This is a genomic window from Mucilaginibacter aquariorum (genome assembly GCF_024498135.1).
Lineage (GTDB): Bacteria > Bacteroidota > Bacteroidia > Sphingobacteriales > Sphingobacteriaceae > Mucilaginibacter > Mucilaginibacter aquariorum.
Genome location: NZ_JANHOH010000001.1, coordinates 2,269,399 through 2,289,282 on the forward strand (window position 1 = coordinate 2,269,399; position 19,884 = coordinate 2,289,282).

Sequence of the window (19,884 nt, forward strand, 5' to 3'; positions counted from 1 at the left end):
TATGTGTTGAGTTAATTCCCCAGCTACTTTGTGGCGGATAAACCAGCAGCTACCAACAATAGCCGCTGTGGCTAACCATTCCAGACGGAAAAAATCTTTTTAGGAGCGTTAATTTTTTTACCTTGCTTTATATGAACCCCAGTGTATTTGTATATCTCGAGTTTTTGCGAAAAACACTGTTGCCTTTACCCGGGGTTACCGAAAAAATGTGTTTTGGCACACCCGCTTTTTATGTAAAAAAGAAAATATTTACCCGCATAAAAGAAGATGGCGAAAATTTAGTTTTAGGTACCCTTGAACGTGACAAATGGATGCAGGCCAATCCAGAAACGTACTATATTACCGACCACTATCGCAATTATGATTATATGCTGGTGCGCCTGGATAAAGTTGACCCTGAAGAACTGAAAGAGCTTTTGATTACCGCATGGCGGAACAGGGCTACCGGTAAGCTAATAAGCGAATACGAGAATAACCTGTAACAAACTCACTCCTTTTGGCATCATAGTTGCAATATTTAAGTATAAACATTTACTAAAAAACTAATCATCATGGGCTTATTAAAATTCATAGCAGTTGGGGCAGCCATTGGATATGGGATCAACTACATTACAAAAAAAGGCCCTAACGGCCGTTCCATTCTTGACGATATTACCGAGGACGCACCGGGATGGTTTGACAAGGCTAAAACCTATGCAACCGAAAAGGTAGAAAAGGTAGTGCAACAGGCAAAGCCTGATGGCGGATACCAATCCGGCCAGTAATATTACTTATAATGTGGTACAAAAGCCATCCCATTAAATAGGATGGCTTTTGTTTTATCCTTATTATCGCCTTTGTATTTTTTTTTAATTAAAAGTTGGTAAAAATACTGTTTGAATTTATTAAATTGCTATGATTCTGGCTTATGGGTTTTAAATTACCCCGTATACTAAATCAATACTAATTAGAAACTATTACCTAAACTTAAAATCATGGGCATTGAAGACAACCCTACTACCGATCCTGATGGAACTATCCCTGTTTCTACCGCACGCGAATGGGCTGCAAACTGGCGCACCTATATTAACACCTCCGGTCAGGATTTTGTTACCCGTTCATTTTTAATACCGATTATCGATTTTCAAAACATACTGACCTATAACCCTGATGCTGAAAATGTGAAAGCTTTTATAGGGCTTACATCGGCAACAGACCCCCTCACCGCAAAATTGATGCTGGTGCCTGTTAGCGGAAATGATGAAGTACTTGCCCTCCCTATTTATGGATCAGGAATGGGGGAAGTTACCAGTAATGTTTATGACGTTACTACAGCCTGCCCGCCAACGTGCACTCCGGTATCAACAGGAGACACCTTAGACACCGACTCCTAATTTTATATTTATTCCCTTTATGTTTATAAGCTTTAATATATTTAAGGCTTATAAATATATTAATGTTTAACTTTTACCTTATATACGCATACTATATAGTACCGGCAACTATACTAATTCCGGTTTTCATAGCAATTTTTAATTATCAGGCTCTTCCAAAACCCTTTAAAATTATTTTTTGGTTCCTGATTTTTTCAGGTACGCTAAACCTGGTCAATTTAATTGCTATAAAACATGGGTACAACAGTATAACGCTAATTAATATATACACTATTTTCGAGTTCATTTTTCTTGCCCTTTTTTACAGTGAGTTTTTTGAAAAACTGGGACGAAGGGTTATTGCTGTATTAATGGCTGTTTTCACAATTATATGTGTCATTAATTACTTCTTTATTCAAAATAAAATCGAATTTAATACTTACACAAGGCCGTTAGGCGCTATTATGTTGATTGTGTTTAGTATGCTGTTTATTTTAAAACAAACAAATGATGAAGAAAGCTGGACAGATAATAAGTTCAACTGGATCAACGCAGGTATTTTACTTTACTATGCCAGCTGCTTATTTATGTTTATTTTCTCAAACTACCTGCTTAGTGCAAGCCAGGCGGTTAACCGGCTTGTTTGGAGCATACACGATACTATACTAATATTTGAATACATTTTATTTGCCGTAGGATTTAATAAATGCAAAACACAACAGACAATATCTACATATTAGTGCTTTTAGGGATGTCGGGGACCTTTTTATTGGTCGCGTCATTCATTTTCTTCTCGGTGCGTAACCAAAATAAACTATTAAAACAGCGCCAAAAATTTCAACAAGCCCAAATAGAGCATCAGAAAGAACTGTTGGGAGCCATTATCGAATCGCAGGAAGCAGAACGTAAACGCATTGGGCAAGATCTTCATGACGATGTAGGCACTACTGTATCTGGCTTAAGGCTACTTATTGAAATGTTTAAACCTACCGGCGGTGAAGATAAAAATCATCAGGATTTTACGCAATCTACCAAAACTATAATAGATAAGATAGTTAAGGATGTACGCAATATTTCACATAACCTATCGCCAACAACATTAAGGTATTATGGCCTGGCCGCCGCAATAACTGAGCATTGTACTATAATTAATCAATCGGGCAAGTTAGAGATAACGCTTGATAACAATGCCAAACAAGTATTAGAGCAATTACCAATATCTACTTCCACTGCACTTTACAGGGTTTTAGAAGAACTATTGAATAACACCATAAAACATTCGGGCGCAAGCAAAGCAAACATAGATCTGCGAACCGAAAACGATCATATATATATTGATTATGCCGATAATGGCAAAGGCTTACCCGCAAATATAGAGCTGGTAAAAAAAGGCATGGGGATGCAAAATATTGAAAGCCGGTTGCTTAATATTAATGCCACTTATAGCCTTGATCCATATATGGGTAAGGGTTTTTATATAAAAATTGAATGCCCGATACCTAAACCTTAAAAATGAAAGAAATTAATATTGCTATAGTTGATGATCAAAACCTTTTTAGACAAAGCCTGGCATTGCTTGTTAATTTCACCGAGAATTTTAAGCTCGTTGCAGAATGCGTAAGTGCGCAGGCTTTTATTGATACACTTAAAGTTTTTAATCTTGATGTAGATATTGCTATCATAGATATGGATATGCCGGGCATGAATGGCATAGAGCTGAATAAGTATTTGCATATACACTACCCCCATATAAAGGTGATCATACTAACAGTACATGCAAATGAAATGCTGATAACGCAAATGATTAACGCCGGAGCAGCATCATACCTGGTAAAAAACTGTGATAAAGATGAATTACTTTTAACTATTAACCACGTATACAAAAGCGGTTTCTATTTTAATGCAGATGTTGTACAGGCCTTACGGAATAGTTCAAACCACCGCCTGGCAATGCAGGACACTTTAAATGGTTTACCAATATCACTAACCAAACGCGAACAACAAGTACTAAAGTTAGTATGCAAAGAATTAAATAACGCCGAAATTGCTGCCGAGCTCTTTTTAAGCGTACGTACTGTTGAGGGCCACCGCAACAGTTTGATAAATAAGGTTAAATGCCGAAACATAGCAGGATTAGTACTTTTTGCTATAAAACATCAGCTTTTAGAAGCCACCTTATAAAACCACGTATAACTACGTGATTTTAAAATCGCGTAGTTATACTCACCCCCTTGTTAACAGATATTTTTAATTAATAAATTAACCATAGTTTAATTACCCAACCAAAAAATTAAATTATAAGGTTTTTGTTTTATCTTTAAGCAAAAAGACACTTCTATAGCAAAACGGAATGATTTTTTGTTGTAAAAGAATAACTATATTTACATATTAATTAACACGATCCGAACAGATTTTAAGAATGGATATAGTATTTATTAGCAACCAGATAAAATACGACATTTTAAATGTTTGCGGTTTACCGGTTGACCATTCCTATAACTTATTGACAAATACCCCTTTAAATTCAATAGGTTATGATAAGGATGAAGAACTGTGCAGAAAACTTGAAGAAAAATTGCGCATAGTTGCAGAAGAATTTAATACAGGAAAACGCGTGGTGAAAGGCGATGTATCAAAAAACTTAACTGTACGTCAATGCATTCAATTAGTTATTGCTTAACACATATTAACAAATACATTTAGAATACTCAAACCTACAACCTTATTACAAAAGCAAACGGCGTTTACTATGTAAACGCCGTTTGCTTTTTAAAATACTTAAAACTTTATTACAATTTTCCCGCGGGTTCTGCCGGTTTCAACTGCGGTATGGGCGTCTTTCAACTGGTCAAAGGTAAAAATCTGCGAAACTTCGGCCTTCAGTTTTCCTGTTTCCATCCAATCGGCAATCTGCTGCATATCTTCGCCACTACTTACTACCATTTGAAAAATAGCCTCCACCTGCCTGTTCTTTGCCAGCTCATTTATTTCATCTATAATAGCGCCGGATGGAAGCGATACAATTTTACCGCCCGCCTTTACAGTTTGTATAGAACGCTTCAGGGTATCGCCCCCTAAGGCATCTAAAACAAAATCCAAGTTGTTTACTGCATCCTCAAATGGTTGCTTGGTGTAATCAATAACATTATCGGCGCCAAGCGCTTTAACAAAGTCTATATTTTTTGCCGATGCAGTTGCAGTTACATGAGCACCCATAATTTTTGCTATTTGAACAGCAAAGTGGCCCACACCACCTGCACCGGCCTGTATCAATATATCATCGCCGGTTTTTACATAATTGCGCAAAATTTGATAGGCGGTTAAAGCAGCCAGTGTTGCAGCTGCTGCCTCCTCGTGCGTAATGCTCGCCGGCTTCTTTGCTATTTGGCTGACTGGTGCGCTTACATATTCTGCGTATGCTTTACCATGCCCCGGGAAATTTATCATTCCAAATACTTCATCACCAGGTTTAAACTGACTTACATCTTCGCCTACCGATTCTACAACACCTGATACATCCCATCCAATTATTATTGGCGAATAGTTCTTTTTAAACTCGTTGTACAGGCTTTTGCCGATACGGGTTTTAATATCAACAGGATTAATGGATATCGCTTTTGATTTTATGATAACCTCATTAGCTAGTGCAATAGGTTTATCTATTTCAATCATCTGAAGCTGATCTACAGACCCCGCTTCCTTCAATTCATATGCTTTCATAATTTTATACTATAATTTTTATAGTTGCAAAACTATTTATAGTATGATAACTTTGCAATAACTATCCAAAAGGATAGCATATGTTTATGACAATTGATACAGAAACCGAACTATATAAAATAGACGATAAGCTTTATCCCTGTACTACCAGCATTACAATGGATTTTGTTGGCGGCAAATGGAAAATGGTAATCTTGTATTATTTAAGAAATGGTAAAAAGCGTTATAACGAACTTAGAAAGCTGATGCCAATGGTTACGGAACGAACACTTAGCCTACAGTTAAAACAACTGGAAGACGATGCCCTTATAAATAGGGCGGTATTTACAACAAAGCCCCCATTAAAGGTGGAGTACTCGCTAACAAAATTTGGGGAAACATTAGTACCCTTGTTGCATGCAGTTGCCGACTGGGGTAGAAACCTTGCAGCTGAACGTGCTGAAGTGGTTAAAATTAAGTTGAAATAAGGATACAAAGATTGGTTTTCAATTTAAGTTTAGCTTATAAAGCTTAAAAAACGTACTATATCTTTCTATGTTAAATAATGTTAAATAGCCATTTTAAAAAACAAAAAATATATTTAATTCAACTATAACACGTTAATACAATCAAACATTAAAATGTTATAAAACTGTGTATTAATAAGTTTATAAAAAAATTAGCTGTCATATACACATTTGCATAATAAATTAACAAACAATTAAACATTTGTTAACTGTAATGTTGTATCATTGCAAATGCAATAATTTATTGGAGTATCTATTAAAATGTTACAAATAAATTACAAAATAAATTCTTTGCATATTAAAACTTAGTGTTACTTTTACACTATTAAAAATAACAAACAAGTCTTCTCATAATTTAGGTTTATAATTGGTTAGTAAAGGCCCCTGCCCATCAGGGGCTTTACTTTTTTAAAAGATTTTTAACTTATATAATATAAAATTTACAACAAACATTTGTCGTTTCACAAAATTTGCTACTTTTGCCATCCCAGCACGGGGGATTAGCTCAGCTGGCTAGAGCGCTTGCATGGCATGCAAGAGGTCATCGGTTCGACTCCGATATTCTCCACATTGATAATCAGCCGCTTACAAAACAAGTAAGCGGCTTTTTTATTGGAGGCAATACTAAGGTAATACCCTCTTGCACTTTTTCATGCACCATTTGAACATTACTGACCCCGGTAATAATATACATCGCGGTTCCGGTCGTACCAAACCAATCCTGCTGAAAGTAATTTATTATACATTTTTCCGGCTGTTTCCGGCACTCTTTGTTCGTTTTCGTAAAGGGGCTGCGCAATTGAACTCGAAACAATTTCCCTTTTGTAATGCTCAAATATTGCCGGCAACATACCGCCGAATATGTTTTTTTTGGAAACGGCCGGGTTTCCGTTATTGTGCTGGAATAAAATTCGCACTTCGTTTTCCGATTCTTTTGCCTGAATCATGTAAGGAACCTACCTGTCTCCTTTAGCCCTGACTTCGAACTGGTCAACGGGTAAACCATTATATAACTCCGGCACAACATTGTAAGTGTACTGCAATGGTGTTCCATTTTCATCGATTATTGTTATTTCTATCATGTATTTAAAAATACTATAAATGGGTCCAATTCTGAATGCTATTATTCCTTTTTGAAAAAAAATGCTATCCGAGTCGGATAATATCGGACTATTTGAATCCTTATAACGGCAACCTTTGTCAAAAAAATAATTGATTATGGAAACAAATGAAGCTAAACGGAATAATCGTCAATCGCCGGTATTTGCTAACCAATTGACAACTGTCGAAGATCTGATCAATTTCAAAAAGGATCTTATCGCAGAGATCAGGAATCTGATATCCACCCATACGAGCCAGCCTGTCAAGAGATGGCTGAAATCCTTCGAGGTCAAAGAGCTATTGCATATCTCTACAGGGACACTCCACAATTTAAGGACAAACGGCACATTGCCATTTACCAAGATCGGCGGAGTAGTTTTTTATGATATGGTGGCTGTTGAACAAATCTTAGAAAAGCACACCACCTACCAAAAACTAGCTAAATAATCCTTTTACTACAGCTTAAATTAAAAACATATCATGGCAAAGATAATCACATTGGCGCACCAAAAAGGCGGCGTCGGAAAAAGCACACTGGCGTTGAATCTGGCGCTCTGCTTTAAAGACCAATTGAGGGTCGCCCTTATCGACTCCGATTTACAGGGAAGTATTTACCATTTAAAAGAAGATTTCCCGGACCTTGATATCCTCGCACCTGAAAAGATCGGTGAGCTTCCCAACTTGGATTACGACCTGATCATCGTAGATACCCCTCCCTATTTATCTAATCGCTTAAATGAATTGTTCGGCTATTCAGATTATGTCCTGGTACCAACAAAGGCTGGCTTCTTTGATGTCATGGCGATTAAATCAACACTGGCGCTAATCAAATTCGCTCAGGCCCAAAATCAGAATTTAAAGGCCGGCATTGTGCTTAATATGTTAAAGCCAAGATCCGGTATTACATCTGAGGTTGTTGAGCTAATTCAAACGTTGGGTACTCCTTTGTTGAAGACGCGCGTATTTGACCGGGTAAGCTTGGCCAGATCATCTATGACCTCGGGCATCCTAAAAAGCACAGATCAGAAAGCGATAGAGGAAGTGACTTTTCTTGCAGAGGAGATCGTAGGCCTGATCAGTGCATAAATGTAGCAATGAACATTTGTACAAATGTTCATTTGAATAAACCTGCAATTGAACAAATGTAGGTTTGTTTAAATGTCCATTTGTAGCAAGCTCCAAATGTAGACCTGTTCAAATATTCATTGAGAGAAATATTCAAATATTCATTGCAGCATTTGTAGCATTATTCAAATGTTCCTAAAGCTTTAGCGCTATGGATGATTATAAAAAGAAGCTGGGCAACCTGGCCAGTAAGATTAAAAACGAAACGCCGCAAACGCCGATACAGCAGGTGCAACCTGTAAAGGCGTTAGCAGTGCCTGCAGAGGAGGAAGAGGCGAGATTTAACAACTGGATACCGAAGGGCCTTAAAAGAAAAATCAAAGCCTACGGAGCTCAAAATGATATTTCGCAAAAGGATATCACCATACAGGCATTACAGAAATTTTTGAAGGAAAATGGAAATGAATAAATTAAATCACAACGGAAGTCATGGCAATTGAAGAGGGATTAAACTGCTGTCTTTTTGCTGTTAGCAAGATGTACGTTTGTACCACAAACGAATCTTGCCCTACCCTCCAAAGTCGGTTCGGGGCCATAGTCAAACGCTCCAAAGTCGGCTTGATTAAACAATAATTAGATGGAGGCAATTAATGAAAACCGGTCAAGATGGATCAAGGTCCGTTTAAAACCAAGTGAGGAGGAATCTTTAAATAAGATATTTAAAAAAACCACTTTTCAGAACTTAAGTGAGTTTGGACGGGCGATGATTCTTGGAAAGCCGGTAACAGTAATTCACCGTGATAGATCGATGGATGAGGTGCTTGAAGAACTTATCCTGCTGCGAAGGGAACTAAATTTTATTGGCAACAATTTAAACCAGGCCGTCAAAAATATTAACAGCGCTCATGGCTTTCCGGATACTCGTTTATGGATGAATTTACTTACCGTAATAAATGGAAAGCTGGAGCCATCTATAAACGAAATAAAAGATCGCATGAACAAATATTCTGATCTATGGTCGCAAAAATTAAAAGTGGAAAAAGCCTGATCGGTGCAATTAATTACAACGAGAATAAAGTAAAAGCTGGTAAAGCAATTCTTTTAGCGGCACAATTGTATAGTAAGGATGTGGAATTACTTTCATTTAACGATAAGCTTTTCCGGCTAACCGATCTCGCGAATCGTAATCAGCGCACCAAAACCAATTCAGTCCATCTTTCCTTAAACTTCGATTTATCGGAAGATATGAATGCTCAAACCCTGGTTGATATTTCCGATAGCTACATGGATAAGATTGGATTTGGAAATCAGCCGTATCTCGTTTATCAGCATACAGATGCAGGCCATCCGCACGTTCATATCGTAACAACAAATATTGACGCCGAGGGTGGCCGAATCAGTTTACATAATATTGGGCGCCTCAAATCTGAGCCGGCAAGAAAACAAGTCGAAAAAGAGTTTGGCCTGATAGAAGCAGAATCCAAATCTATCGTCAACAAACAGATAGAGCGCGACCATATCTCGCCATTAGTTTATGGTGAATTTGATGTTAAAAGAGCTATCACAAATATTGTAAATGCTGTGGTTCAACAATACAAATTTTCGAGCCTGCCCGAGTTCAATGCCATTTTGCGTTTATACAATATTGAGGCTGATCCTGGAAACCGAGAATCGGTGATGTTCAAAAAAGGCGGCCTACGATATTGGGCCCTGGATGTTTCCGGTAAAAAACTTGGGGTTCCAATTAAGGCTAGTGCTGTCTATGGGAAACCCACCCAGTACTTGCTGAATGACCGATATAAGCTTGGTGAATATTTACGTAAGCCTTTTAAGGAGTCACTAAAAAACACGATCAGTCAGGCACTAGCAAAATCATTAAACAAAAATCAATTTTTAATTGAATTAAAACAGCAGGAAGTTGTTGGAGTCCTTCGTCATAACGCTGATGGCAGAGTATATGGCGTAACCTATATAGATTTTCGAAACAAGTCTGTCTTTAACGGCAGTGATTTAGGAAAGAGCTTTAGTGCTGCGGCAATAATGAGTGCACTTCAAACAAATGCCGAATTCGCTACAGCCAGGCACGGGAAAATCATTGAGCCGGAAAATACATTGACCGTGCACAAAGACTTTTCGCGATATACCAACTCCAATTCGTTGCTGGATGACCTACTTATGCCGACCTATCAAAATGGCAATGAAAATTTATTTGAGCGAAAGAAAAAGAAGAAAAAAAGAAAGTTAAATCTTTAAAATTTTTATCATGCAAACCGGAGAAAACGAGCAAGCACTGAGGAAAATAATGGATTTTACCAGATACCTGGGAATTATCGTACTCATCCTTCACTTCTATTTTAGTTGTTACGGTGCATTCAAAGAAATGCATTTGACATACCCGATTTTAAATGATGTATTGTCAAATATTTATAAGCTACCGATTTTCAAAAGCACCTTGATGGCAAAGGGCGTTGCAATGACTTTTTTGATTGCATCACTTATTGGCAGCAAAGGTAAAAAGGATCAGAAAATTCTTTTCTCAAATGCCTTGCTTTATTCCATTTCAGGATTGTTGCTCTATTTCTTAAGTGGCATAATATTTAATTGCGGCCTATCAATACTGACCACTGGCGCTTTATATATCATTGTGACCAGCCTGGGGTTTTTACTTTTTATAACCGGCGTTAGCTTTCTTTTCAGAATTATTAATATCCGCTTAAGCGATGATATTTTCAATAAGGAAAACGAGACCTTTCCACAGGAGGAAAGAAAGCTTGAAAATGAGTACTCCATTAACCTGCCGGCGCAATATAATTTGAAAGGCAAAACGAGAAGCAGCTGGATAAATATTATCAATCCTTTCAGGGGCACCCTGGTTATGGGTAGCCCAGGTGCTGGTAAGTCTTACTTCGTTATCCGTCACATCATTACACAGCATATTAAGAAAGGATTTAGCATGTTGATATATGACTTTAAATTTGATGACCTGTCGATCATCGCCTATAATGCACTTTTAAAATATGCAATTAATTACAAAGTAAAGCCGACCATTTGGTTCATTGATTTTGATAATATAAAACATCGTTGTAATCCTTTAGAACCAGGCAGCATGACGGATATTACCGACGCGATGGAATCTTCGCGTACCTTCATGTTGGGTTTAAACCGGGAATGGATAAAAAAGCAGGGAGATTTTTTTGTTGAATCACCAATCAATTTTGTAACCGCCCTCATCTGGTTTTTACGCAAATATCAGAATGGTAAATATTGCACATTGCCTCATGCGATAGAACTTGCCCAGGTAGATTATAAATACCTGTTTGCCCTGTTGAAAATGGAACCGGAAATCGAAGTTTTGATCAACCCGTTTATCTCAGCATGGCAAAACGAAGCCTATGATCAGTTGGAAGGTCAGGTAGCCAGTGCAAAAATAAGTATGGCGCGGCTGGTATCACCGGCATTATATTATGTTCTATCCGGTAATGACTTCACTCTGGATCTTAATAATCCTGATGCACCGAAAATAATCTGTTTGGGCAACAATCCGTTAAAGCAGCAAGTTTACGGAGCCGTTTTAAGCTTATACATGTCCAGGACAATAAAAGTGGTCAATCAGAAGAATAAATTGAAATGCAATCTGGTAATTGACGAATTTCCAACCATCTACTTTAATAACATGGATAGCGTAATCGCCACCGCCAGATCGAACAAGGTAGCCACCACATTGGCAGTTCAGGACTATAGCCAGTTAAAAAAGGACTACGGTCGTGAGCAGGCCGAAGTAATCATGAACATTGTCGGAAATATTGTTTCAGGTCAGGTACCGGGCGATACGGCCAAACAGCTCAGCGAGCGTTTTGGCAAAATTATGCAGGAACGTCAAAGTATTACCATTAACAGCCAGGATACGTCGATAAGCAAATCAACCCAACTCGATTTTGCTGTTCCGGCATCTAAAATTGGTACTCTATCTTCAGGTGAATTTGTCGGTTTGGTTGCTGATGATCCAACCAATAAGATTGACCTTAAAGTATTTCACAACTCGATCATCAATGATCACCAAGCATTGAAAATTGAAGAAGATGCTTATAAGCCAATTCCGGAAATAAGGAAAACGGATAGCGACATGTTGATGGCCAATTACCTAAGCATCAAAAATGATATTCAGAATATTATCGTTCAGGAATTAAGCCGACATGAGACTGATGTAAAGTAATTGACAACTCTGGGGGGGATAAATGGTAGTAACATTTATTGCTGTTTCAGTGCTTACTTTTCTGTTAATCACATTCAATATTTCAGATTACATGGGTATGATGTGCTTTTTAAGCAAGTTTTTAACTAAAATTCAACTACCCTTTTGTAACTGTTTTACCGTTCATTTAAGCTGTTACTTTGATTCTAACATCAATCATAACCGCTTACCTAACTGGTAATACAAAAAGAAAGGAACCATAAGTGACACAGAGTGACCCTTTATAAACGGCAGGTTACGTACCCGCCAGTATCCAAAGTTATCATACTCCAATGTGATTAATAACCTGTAACATCATGGAACGTATAATAAAAAAGTCAAATAAATTTCATCTCTCGAACTCGACAACGGATTTACTTGCCACGGCCATTAGTTGGTTGTGCATGGGGTTGTTTTTGTATACAGCCTACGCGAAAATTGTGGATCACACGCGTTTCCTCAGGGGGCTTGAAAGTGTTAGTTTGATTGGTGGTGCCGCTTTATTGATTTCTTTTGCTGTACCAGCTATTGAAGTCGTTGTGGCGTTTTTACTTTTAATTCCTCGAACGCTGAGAATTGGGCTTTACACCTTTATTGGAGTTATGACAACGTTTACTATATACATCGGCATTGCGATGATCTGGGAAAAAAAATTACCATGTCATTGTGGTGGCGCAATTGAAAAATTAAGCTGGGCGCAACATTTATGGTTCAATGTCGGCTTCATCGCCGTAGCAATGTTTGCGCTCTTGCTAGTAAATCAAAAACGTTTATTAAAAATTAAAAAATGAAAAATTACAAAAGAATCGCAATGGGCCTTGTTGTAGCTTCAATGGCTATCGGTTTTAGCGCATTTACAAGCACAAGCAATAATGGCATCAAATTAAACAAAGATGCGAACGGAAAGCTGATCAGCGTCACCGCTTCTTATTATAACATAAGTGGCGATCCAACCAGCGTTGACCCGGCGAACTTTATATTCAGAGATGCTACAACGCCAGCAGGCTGTAGTAACTTGAATTTAAAGGAATGTACCGCTCAATGGACAACGTCGAATACGCCACATAATAACCAAACTCCGACCGACGCCGGTTCGCCGTCTCTTTCTTCAAGAGGACCGTTAAATAAGCGTTATAACGGTAACTGATTTTAAATATAAACGGCAGATCAATAGTCTGCCGTTTATTAGTTTTAGTTATTTACCGCGTTTGCTTGCCATAGTGATTTCATTAACTAAAATCTTGCGTCCATCTTCTGTTATAGGGCGTGCAGGCGTGGAAGAATATATTTTACCTTTTTTATCGATAATTAGAAGGAATGGATAACCTTCATTCGGCACGTATTTTTTGATGAAAGGGTTTTTCTGCCCCGTTCCGCTGGTATATAAATATTTTGTTGCTGCGGCTATATAATAGGAATACGACTCTGCCATTTTCGTTTTGTCAATGCTCTTTAGCCACATGTTTTTATCCTTGTCTGTGCAAATGCTTAAAAACACTACGTCTGATCGGTTCTCAAATTCTTTTTCAACCAGGCGCAATCCTTTTGCCACAGCTAAACACGGTGCACAGCCCGTAAACCAAAGGTCGATCAGGATCGCCTTACCGCGATAGTCGGAAATATTTACGGTTTTACCGTTGACGTCCTGAAAATTATAGTCAAGAATTGGCTCATTGCCATAAAACGTGGATTCAAGATTCTTCACATATTGAATATAAACTGGAGACTGCATAACAGAAAGCGCTTTGGTTATATATTCCTGTGCCATTTGATTATTGATGGAAATTGAATATAACCAGTAAGCTAAAAGCTTATCACGTAATACGCCATCATATTGCAAGTTTATTGAATTAAAATAATCCGCGTTTAAAAATGGGTTTTCGTTATTTTTGATCCGTTCGTATCTAACTTCAATTCGTGTCTTTTCATATAAATAGTGAATATATTCAGGGGTTATTGCTGATCGGTCTTCCGGATCGACGTAGGCCGGCCTTTTTTTGATTTCCTGGTATAAATCGTCAAGGCTATTGTCCATTGGAGTCCCGGCTACGAAAAATGGCCCGGCAAAACTTAAACGTCTGTATAACCATGCCCTATTTACTCCGATAATATCGGCACGGATTATGGCATATGCCAAATCTGATAATTGTAGTTTGAAGGAAGCTAACAAATTCAGTTGTGCTGATAACAGTGAATCTTTTTCGTATAACCACCGTCTGGGGTTTTTACGAAAATAGTCATTCGAATCTCGCATAAGCTTTTTGCCTCCTTGATCTACAGCCCGAATTTTTGCCTGGGCTTCAAAAAGATCGGTGCCTCTTCCGATAAACGCAGGAATTTGGGAGTTTAAATTGACGTCAATGCTGTCCCCGGGTTCCACAAGGTAATTGTTAACGACAGTTATATCCTGTAGGGATCCTGATTCATTTCGGTTGTTGCTTTGATATAAGGTTATATGAAAAGGTGACAAATCTGTTTTGAACATAAATTGAAAGGTTCCCTCTTTTTTGACCTTGGCGAAAATGAGCTTTGCGGCGTCTTTTTCAGAAGCACCATCAATGCCCACGAACGGCCCGTGCAACATTAACACCACAGAGTCCGGTTTGATTTTATTGTTAATTGTCCCGGTAATATAGGTAATAGTGCTGTCCTGGCTGCCCAATTTTTCCTGCGCTGATGAAGGAATTGCCTGGAATAGTAAGAATAGCAATGAGCATATTAATTGTATTTTTTTCATTTTAATTGATTAAAGTTTGTTGTTATCGAGATCTCCTGAAGTTTTGGGTAGTTTTCGGTTTATCTCTCATTTTGCTGTAAACCGCCTCTTGTGGTTTCAATAGGATCCAACGGCAAGACATACCTTGGTGAATTTGGCGCAAGGGTGTACGTTTTTCCATTTATTGTCCGGGTCAGGGTGACCTGGAACCTGGAATCTCTATTAAGTCTTCGAAGGTCTGTCCAGCGGAGATTGCGAAAGCAAAGTTCTTTACGTCTTTCTTTTAAAATGATAGCTAAAGCCTCATTCTCATCGGCTGCCGTTAACCCGGTAAATGTTCCCGTTTTATAACGTTTTTTTAAAAGACTATTCAGATCGGTCAATGCCTTGTTGACTTGACCCTCTCTGGCGTAACATTCCGCCCGTATTAGGTACATCTCGTCGGTGGCTATCCCCCCAAACGGTTGAAATGCACTCCCTATGTAGCTGGTTTTAATGGTAATAATTCCGGCTTGGGTTTTAAAGAAAATGGGTTGCCGCAGATCATTCGGTTCAAAGGATTGATATAATCCTGGATCGACGATCAGATTTGGAGGATTAAATGAAAGGTAACCGCCTAACTGCGTATGAAAAATTACTTCTTTGTTAAAATACGATAGCGGGAATGGAGACGTTACAGACAGCTCATTGTAATCAAGCAACGCGTTATTTATTTGCAGACAGGAATCTGCATATAGTAATGCTTTGGCATAATTTTCCTGAGAGAGATACACTCTTGCTAATAAACCAAATGCAGCAGGCTTGGACGGCCTTGTAGGATAGGTAGCCGTTACAGGCAGTAAGGCTGCCGCTTGTATTAAATCATTTATCATCTGACCATAGGTTTCCTGGAGCGTCGAGCGGGCTACGGATAAGTTTACATTCGATGAAAGCCGCAATGGAAGGCCTAAGTCGGATTTTGCAGTCGAAGCATTATATACTTTGCAGAGTTGCTGTGAAAGGCTATAGAAATCATATGTCCGGAAAAACAGGGCTGAACCTTTAGCCAGTTCGTAGGCAGCTTGATTAGACTGATCGGGTTTTATCGTGCCGAGTCCGTCCAAAACTACATTTGTCGTCAAAATCCGACCGTACGAAGATATCCAATCATTTGAGCCCTGTCCTGCATAAAAATTGTCGTTAGGAGCCCATAAATAGGCACTTTGTTCGCCTCCGGAACCCAAGGAGTTGTAAGTGGCGTCGGTTATATAATAATCGCCGTCACCAACCATACTAAGGCTGGCAAGATCGATATTCATTGGATTAGCGAACCCCTTAGTATTATCCAACAATGCCTGATAATCAGCAATGGTCTTTGGAACTACTAAGGCTTTATCAGGTTTGGCATTTAGCCAATCCTTTTTACAAGCCGAGAATAAAGAGGTGGTTATGTAGAGGATAATAATAATTATCCGATTAAATATTTTCATTTCATTAATGGTTTGTTTGCTGCTCCGCAGCTGATTTATACTTTATTGAAAATTTCCTTTGATTCCTACGGAAATGGACCTTGGAAGCGGCATCGTCGTATTATCTGACGTAGGAATTGCATCAGGATCAAGGCCTTTATTGTTTGCCTTCCAGATAAGGCCTACGTTATTCGCATATATAAAGACCTGTAAGGCGCTAAATGGAAGTTTGCGGAAAGTTGATTTGTTAAAATTATAGCTCAGGGATATATCCTGAAGGCGAACATGATCTGCCCTTTGTACATTCACTTCAGCATACTTATAGAATTGATCCCTTGATGAAGAGAATGGGTAGCTTATTGAGGGTACATTTGTTGTCCTTTCATCACCGGGAACCTGCCAGCGTTTATTGAAATCCCGGTTGACGCGCAGGTAAGCTCCTGTTAATGCAATATCGGAATAACTCAATGCCGGCGACATGAAATAATACCCAAGCTTATAATTTATTTGAACATTGAGATCGAAGTTCTTATAGCTGAAGCTATTATTCAGGCCTCCATAATACGCCGGCCTCGCAGGGCCTTTATAAACAAGTTCATTTACTGCAGTATTTACTGTGATAGCAGAATAATCCTGGCTTGGTATGCCGTTTACAAATCCTATGGGGTTTCCTGTATCATGATCTAAACCGCCCCATTTATAGGCATAAACCCCAAATACGGGGCGGTTAACATTAGGGGTGCCCGTTCCGGCCCCTGTTAATTGAAAGCTATAAGGTTCAACGTCGTATTTCGTTACCCGATCAGATGCGTGGCTGAATAGTAGTGTAGTATTCCATTGTAACGGCCCCCTCAGGTTACGGCTTGTTAAAGAGATATCCAGTCCATTCCCTTTCATGTGGGAATAGTTGCCCTGAAGCTGGGTAATGCCACTGTTTTCAGGGAAATTTTTGAACCCCAAAAGATCAGCTTCTTTTTTAAAGTAGTATTCGACGCTTCCGGTCAATGTCCCGTTTTTGGTGCCAAAGTCTAAACCTATATTAGCTATACCTATTTTTTCCCAGCGGAGATCGGGATTACCTATGTTGGAGATTAATGCATAGTTATAATTTGTATAGGCTGCATTGCTATAATATTGAAATGTGGTTATGCCGGTAATTGACTGTATAAGATTCCCATTGTATCCGTAGCTGGCCCGCAGGTTTAAAACAGGGAGCCAGTCAAGCTTATAAAATTGTTCGCGGGCCAAATCCCATTTGACTCCCGCAGACCACAAGGGTAGATTTTTTTTGTTAGTTGCAACGCCAAAATAGTTGGTTCCATCAATTCTGGCACTTCCTGATATGGTATAGCGATCTTTGTAGGTGTAAGCCACATTGGCAAAGGAAGAACGAAGCCGTACTAACGTTGACCTGATGCCGAGGCCGCTGTAAATACTTTGATTGCCGGACGGATAGGTTGCAAACGAGGATACTGCATCAATATTTGTAAAAGTTGCCAGATCATCATTATAGCCGTACAACAGGGATTGATTGCTGTCGCCATTCGTTTGGGACAGTTCATAACCTGCTAAGGCAGTAAAACTATTATCATTCCAGTTGAGTGCATAATTGACTTGCCCCCTCACATTTTGGGAAACCGTATTGGCATTTGACAAATTCAGAATTCCGCCAACAGGAACATTATAACCGGTCACTTTGCCATCTGTCAGCACGGAGAATGTGTTTATATAGTCCCGTGTCGAATAAGTTTGCTGATTTTGATATATGCGATTTTGGCCATTGGTATTTTGATACTGATATTTAATTTCTGCACTTAATTCTTTCAGCAACGTGTATTTTACACCCGTGCTTAATCTGATGTCCGAAACCTTTGTCTTGTTCTCAGTTGCTCCTAATTCATTTAAAGGATAATATGACCAGTCCAAAAGACCGGCGGCAGCTGCGTTGTTTAAAAACTCATTTCTATAGTTGTATGCTATTGGTAACGGCTTTCCCTGAGCATCAGCAATTTGAGAATAAGGGAATAACCGGCTTCTAACCTGCATTAATGTGTTATCGGCTTGATTATCCGCTCTAACATAGTTGATGCCGGCATTGAATTCAAGATTTTTAGTTAAATAAAAAGTATTCTGGCTATTAATTGTAATGCGCTCATTTGCATTTTCTTTTATGCCGGCAATGTTCCGGTCATATCCGGAAGAAAAGTAATAAGCCGCTTTATTTGAACTTCCCGAAAGATTTACCGCGTATTGCTGATTAACTGCATTTTGATAAAAATATTTACCTAATTGATCCTTGACATTTACGGTTCGTAAAGCATCAAGTTGATTGTTAAGCTGCGATTCCGATAATATTCCGGCCCGGTTTGCCGCCAATAACTCAGTAACTGGTGACACAACAGGGTACATTGTAGTATTATTTAAATTGGCGTCATAAAAGCCTTTATCAAAAAGATAGCGTTCGAGATTAATATAGGACGAGGCATCTAACTGGTTCGGATTATAATTTAAATCCGGTTTTTTAAAAATGGTAAGATTAGCGTTAAATCCTACTTTTAAAGGCTGATTACGTTTGCTTTTCTTAGTGGTAATAACGATTACCCCATTCCCGGCCCTAACTCCCCAAATACTTGCTGCTGCAGCATCCTTTAATACTGTTATGCTTTCGACATCATTTGGATTAATGTTATTAATATCTCCGCTGTACGGAAAGTTATCGACGACTATGAGAGGCTGGTCGTTGGCGAAAATTGTGCTGCGGCCGCGTATATTGATATCCGATTGGCCGGATTTTGATAAAGAGGTATTTGAATTAAATAAAACTCCACTCGTAATTCCGGAAAGTTTTGATAAAACGTCGGTAGTAACGCGTGCCTCAAATTCTTTATGCACTGGCGTCGAAAATGAGCCGGTAATTCTTTCCTTCGGAATATTCTCATATCCATTCGATACAATCGTCACCTGCTCCAATGTTGAAAAGGCTAATTTTAGCTTGATGTTTTGGAACGGCAGGTCGTGTGTGACAACAAAAGAAGATGATTGATAGCCGATATATGAAATAACTACCGTCTGGCCTATGTTGGCCATAAATTTGAAATTACCGTTCTCCGTTGTTGAAAATGTTCGTGTGGTTCCCGCCAAACTCAGCGTAGCACCAAACAATGGATTCCCTAAGGAGTCGGTAACTCTGCCGCTTATTTCTATTTCTGAGGCTGGAACCAAATTCGCTTTTAATGGAAATACACTTTTTCGGGAAACGACAACCATTCTCTCCTGAATTTCATATGTTAATGGCTGTTCAGCAAAAATTTTGTCAAGCACTGTTTTCAGGCTTTCGTTATTGGTGCTAATGGTAACGGGCCGGGCCTGTTTGAGTACGCTACTGGAGGCTAAGAAATCATACCCGGTTTGATCACTTATTTTTGCGAACACCGTTTGAAGACTTGCGCCTTTTTCAGAAAGGGAAACTGTCTGCGCATTGGTTACTGCGCTTACCTGCAAGATAGTCAGCAGGAGAATCAAGGTCGTCAGTTTCATTATTAATAAAAACTTAGAGGTATAGCCGGGCGGCTGTGCCTTACTTTTGGGGTAAAACTTATACATTTGTGTTGCATGGTTTATGCGCCTGCCCCTCATTTTCCAAGATGCTCAGGGCGGCGCAGGTTATTAATAGTTCATAAATTATTAGTAGTCCAGGCTAAAAAGTCAGGTTACCGATTGCGTTCGGTCGCCTGGCTTTTTTAAT

General features: G+C 38.8%; 20 protein-coding genes and 1 tRNA gene. 17 read left to right on the forward strand and 4 right to left on the reverse strand.

The annotated features are described in order from the left end of the window. The first annotated feature begins 131 nt into the window (after positions 1 to 131). From NPE20_RS09795 to NPE20_RS09825, 7 genes are all read left to right on the forward strand, one after another. The gene (locus NPE20_RS09795; protein WP_256538439.1) at positions 132 to 482 is read left to right on the forward strand and encodes an MmcQ/YjbR family DNA-binding protein; all 351 of its coding nucleotides are present in this window, start codon (positions 132 to 134) and stop codon (positions 480 to 482) included. 69 nt (positions 483 to 551) lie between these two features. Beyond that, positions 552 to 764 (forward strand): YtxH domain-containing protein, encoded by a 213-nt coding sequence (locus tag NPE20_RS09800; RefSeq protein WP_256538440.1) that lies wholly within the window; start codon positions 552 to 554, stop codon positions 762 to 764. Positions 765 to 974: 210 nt separating this feature from the next. Beyond that, positions 975 to 1,373 carry a hypothetical protein gene (locus NPE20_RS09805; RefSeq protein ID WP_256538441.1) on the forward strand — a complete coding sequence of 133 codons (399 nt, stop codon included), beginning with the start codon at positions 975 to 977 and terminating at the stop codon, positions 1,371 to 1,373. A gap of 461 nt (positions 1,374 to 1,834) precedes the next feature. Next, entirely contained in the window at positions 1,835 to 2,092 is a 258-nt protein-coding gene (locus NPE20_RS09810) for a hypothetical protein (protein ID WP_256538442.1), read from the forward strand. Next, positions 2,059 to 2,862 (forward strand): sensor histidine kinase, encoded by an 804-nt coding sequence (locus NPE20_RS09815; RefSeq protein ID WP_256538443.1) that lies wholly within the window; start codon positions 2,059 to 2,061, stop codon positions 2,860 to 2,862. The genes NPE20_RS09810 and NPE20_RS09815 overlap by 34 nt, the downstream gene beginning before the upstream one ends. Before the next feature lie 2 nt (positions 2,863 to 2,864). After that, positions 2,865 to 3,533, forward strand: coding sequence for a response regulator transcription factor (locus NPE20_RS09820; protein ID WP_256538444.1), 669 nt, complete (start codon positions 2,865 to 2,867; stop codon positions 3,531 to 3,533). A gap of 238 nt (positions 3,534 to 3,771) precedes the next feature. Next, positions 3,772 to 4,032: a hypothetical protein gene (locus tag NPE20_RS09825; protein ID WP_256538445.1), complete on the forward strand. Its 261-nt coding sequence runs from the start codon at positions 3,772 to 3,774 to the stop codon at positions 4,030 to 4,032. 98 nt (positions 4,033 to 4,130) lie between these two features. Here NPE20_RS09825 and NPE20_RS09830 read toward each other — a convergent pair whose 3' ends face one another. Then, positions 4,131 to 5,072, reverse strand: a complete 942-nt coding sequence (locus NPE20_RS09830) for an NADP-dependent oxidoreductase (protein WP_256538446.1) — start codon at positions 5,070 to 5,072, stop codon at positions 4,131 to 4,133. 86 nt (positions 5,073 to 5,158) lie between these two features. Between NPE20_RS09830 and NPE20_RS09835 the strand changes: the two genes are divergently transcribed. The 10 genes from NPE20_RS09835 (at position 5,159) to NPE20_RS09880 (ending at position 13,122) form a co-directional block, all read left to right on the forward strand. Further along, complete coding sequence (locus NPE20_RS09835) at positions 5,159 to 5,539, forward strand: winged helix-turn-helix transcriptional regulator (RefSeq protein ID WP_256538447.1); 381 nt, start codon at positions 5,159 to 5,161, stop codon at positions 5,537 to 5,539. A gap of 533 nt (positions 5,540 to 6,072) precedes the next feature. Next, positions 6,073 to 6,146: transfer RNA gene (locus NPE20_RS09840), tRNA-Ala, on the forward strand. Between the two features lie 650 nt (positions 6,147 to 6,796). After that, positions 6,797 to 7,126 carry a helix-turn-helix domain-containing protein gene (locus NPE20_RS09845; RefSeq protein WP_256538448.1) on the forward strand — a complete coding sequence of 110 codons (330 nt, stop codon included), beginning with the start codon at positions 6,797 to 6,799 and terminating at the stop codon, positions 7,124 to 7,126. A gap of 33 nt (positions 7,127 to 7,159) precedes the next feature. Next, complete coding sequence (locus NPE20_RS09850) at positions 7,160 to 7,765, forward strand: AAA family ATPase (protein ID WP_256538449.1); 606 nt, start codon at positions 7,160 to 7,162, stop codon at positions 7,763 to 7,765. A 190-nt stretch (positions 7,766 to 7,955) separates the two neighbouring features. Continuing rightward, positions 7,956 to 8,213 (forward strand): hypothetical protein, encoded by a 258-nt coding sequence (locus tag NPE20_RS09855; RefSeq protein WP_256538450.1) that lies wholly within the window; start codon positions 7,956 to 7,958, stop codon positions 8,211 to 8,213. 168 nt (positions 8,214 to 8,381) lie between these two features. Continuing rightward, the gene (locus tag NPE20_RS09860) at positions 8,382 to 8,792 is read left to right on the forward strand and encodes a plasmid mobilization protein (protein WP_256538451.1); all 411 of its coding nucleotides are present in this window, start codon (positions 8,382 to 8,384) and stop codon (positions 8,790 to 8,792) included. After that, complete coding sequence (locus NPE20_RS09865; RefSeq protein ID WP_256538452.1) at positions 8,759 to 9,997, forward strand: relaxase/mobilization nuclease domain-containing protein; 1,239 nt, start codon at positions 8,759 to 8,761, stop codon at positions 9,995 to 9,997. The genes NPE20_RS09860 and NPE20_RS09865 overlap by 34 nt, the downstream gene beginning before the upstream one ends. Before the next feature lie 10 nt (positions 9,998 to 10,007). After that, positions 10,008 to 11,957 (forward strand): conjugal transfer protein MobC, encoded by a 1,950-nt coding sequence (gene mobC / locus NPE20_RS09870; RefSeq protein WP_256538453.1) that lies wholly within the window; start codon positions 10,008 to 10,010, stop codon positions 11,955 to 11,957. A 335-nt stretch (positions 11,958 to 12,292) separates the two neighbouring features. Continuing rightward, positions 12,293 to 12,766: a MauE/DoxX family redox-associated membrane protein gene (locus NPE20_RS09875; protein WP_256538454.1), complete on the forward strand. Its 474-nt coding sequence runs from the start codon at positions 12,293 to 12,295 to the stop codon at positions 12,764 to 12,766. Continuing rightward, positions 12,763 to 13,122 (forward strand): hypothetical protein, encoded by a 360-nt coding sequence (locus NPE20_RS09880; protein ID WP_256538455.1) that lies wholly within the window; start codon positions 12,763 to 12,765, stop codon positions 13,120 to 13,122. Before NPE20_RS09875 ends, NPE20_RS09880 begins: the two co-directional genes overlap by 4 nt. 48 nt (positions 13,123 to 13,170) lie before the next feature. Here NPE20_RS09880 and NPE20_RS09885 read toward each other — a convergent pair whose 3' ends face one another. From NPE20_RS09885 to NPE20_RS09895, 3 genes are read right to left on the reverse strand one after another with little or no spacing between them, the layout of a single operon-like run. Further along, positions 13,171 to 14,712, reverse strand: a complete 1,542-nt coding sequence (locus NPE20_RS09885) for a TlpA family protein disulfide reductase (protein ID WP_256538456.1) — start codon at positions 14,710 to 14,712, stop codon at positions 13,171 to 13,173. Between the two features lie 59 nt (positions 14,713 to 14,771). Beyond that, the gene (locus NPE20_RS09890; protein ID WP_256538457.1) at positions 14,772 to 16,160 is read right to left on the reverse strand and encodes a RagB/SusD family nutrient uptake outer membrane protein; all 1,389 of its coding nucleotides are present in this window, start codon (positions 16,158 to 16,160) and stop codon (positions 14,772 to 14,774) included. Positions 16,161 to 16,202: 42 nt separating this feature from the next. Further along, entirely contained in the window at positions 16,203 to 19,775 is a 3,573-nt protein-coding gene (locus NPE20_RS09895) for a SusC/RagA family TonB-linked outer membrane protein (RefSeq protein ID WP_354003229.1), read from the reverse strand. Between the last annotated feature and the right edge of the window lie 109 nt (positions 19,776 to 19,884).

Bases quoted from the DNA above. Each gene is read 5' to 3' on its own strand.
- NPE20_RS09795 (WP_256538439.1), top strand. From the start codon at position 132: ATGAACCCCAGTGTATTTGTATATCTCGAGTTTTTGCGAAAAACACTG.
- NPE20_RS09800 (WP_256538440.1), top strand. From the start codon at position 552: ATGGGCTTATTAAAATTCATAGCAGTTGGGGCAGCCATTGGATATGGG.
- NPE20_RS09805 (WP_256538441.1), top strand. From the start codon at position 975: ATGGGCATTGAAGACAACCCTACTACCGATCCTGATGGAACTATCCCT.
- NPE20_RS09810 (WP_256538442.1), top strand. From the start codon at position 1,835: ATGCTGTTTATTTTAAAACAAACAAATGATGAAGAAAGCTGGACAGAT.
- NPE20_RS09815 (WP_256538443.1), top strand. From the start codon at position 2,059: ATGCAAAACACAACAGACAATATCTACATATTAGTGCTTTTAGGGATG.
- NPE20_RS09820 (WP_256538444.1), top strand. From the start codon at position 2,865: ATGAAAGAAATTAATATTGCTATAGTTGATGATCAAAACCTTTTTAGA.
- NPE20_RS09825 (WP_256538445.1), top strand. From the start codon at position 3,772: ATGGATATAGTATTTATTAGCAACCAGATAAAATACGACATTTTAAAT.
- NPE20_RS09830 (WP_256538446.1), bottom strand. From the start codon at position 5,072: ATGAAAGCATATGAATTGAAGGAAGCGGGGTCTGTAGATCAGCTTCAG.
- NPE20_RS09835 (WP_256538447.1), top strand. From the start codon at position 5,159: ATGACAATTGATACAGAAACCGAACTATATAAAATAGACGATAAGCTT.
- NPE20_RS09845 (WP_256538448.1), top strand. From the start codon at position 6,797: ATGGAAACAAATGAAGCTAAACGGAATAATCGTCAATCGCCGGTATTT.
- NPE20_RS09850 (WP_256538449.1), top strand. From the start codon at position 7,160: ATGGCAAAGATAATCACATTGGCGCACCAAAAAGGCGGCGTCGGAAAA.
- NPE20_RS09855 (WP_256538450.1), top strand. From the start codon at position 7,956: ATGGATGATTATAAAAAGAAGCTGGGCAACCTGGCCAGTAAGATTAAA.
- NPE20_RS09860 (WP_256538451.1), top strand. From the start codon at position 8,382: ATGGAGGCAATTAATGAAAACCGGTCAAGATGGATCAAGGTCCGTTTA.
- NPE20_RS09865 (WP_256538452.1), top strand. From the start codon at position 8,759: ATGGTCGCAAAAATTAAAAGTGGAAAAAGCCTGATCGGTGCAATTAAT.
- mobC (WP_256538453.1), top strand. From the start codon at position 10,008: ATGCAAACCGGAGAAAACGAGCAAGCACTGAGGAAAATAATGGATTTT.
- NPE20_RS09875 (WP_256538454.1), top strand. From the start codon at position 12,293: ATGGAACGTATAATAAAAAAGTCAAATAAATTTCATCTCTCGAACTCG.
- NPE20_RS09880 (WP_256538455.1), top strand. From the start codon at position 12,763: ATGAAAAATTACAAAAGAATCGCAATGGGCCTTGTTGTAGCTTCAATG.
- NPE20_RS09885 (WP_256538456.1), bottom strand. From the start codon at position 14,712: ATGAAAAAAATACAATTAATATGCTCATTGCTATTCTTACTATTCCAG.
- NPE20_RS09890 (WP_256538457.1), bottom strand. From the start codon at position 16,160: ATGAAAATATTTAATCGGATAATTATTATTATCCTCTACATAACCACC.
- NPE20_RS09895 (WP_354003229.1), bottom strand. From the start codon at position 19,775: ATGAGGGGCAGGCGCATAAACCATGCAACACAAATGTATAAGTTTTAC.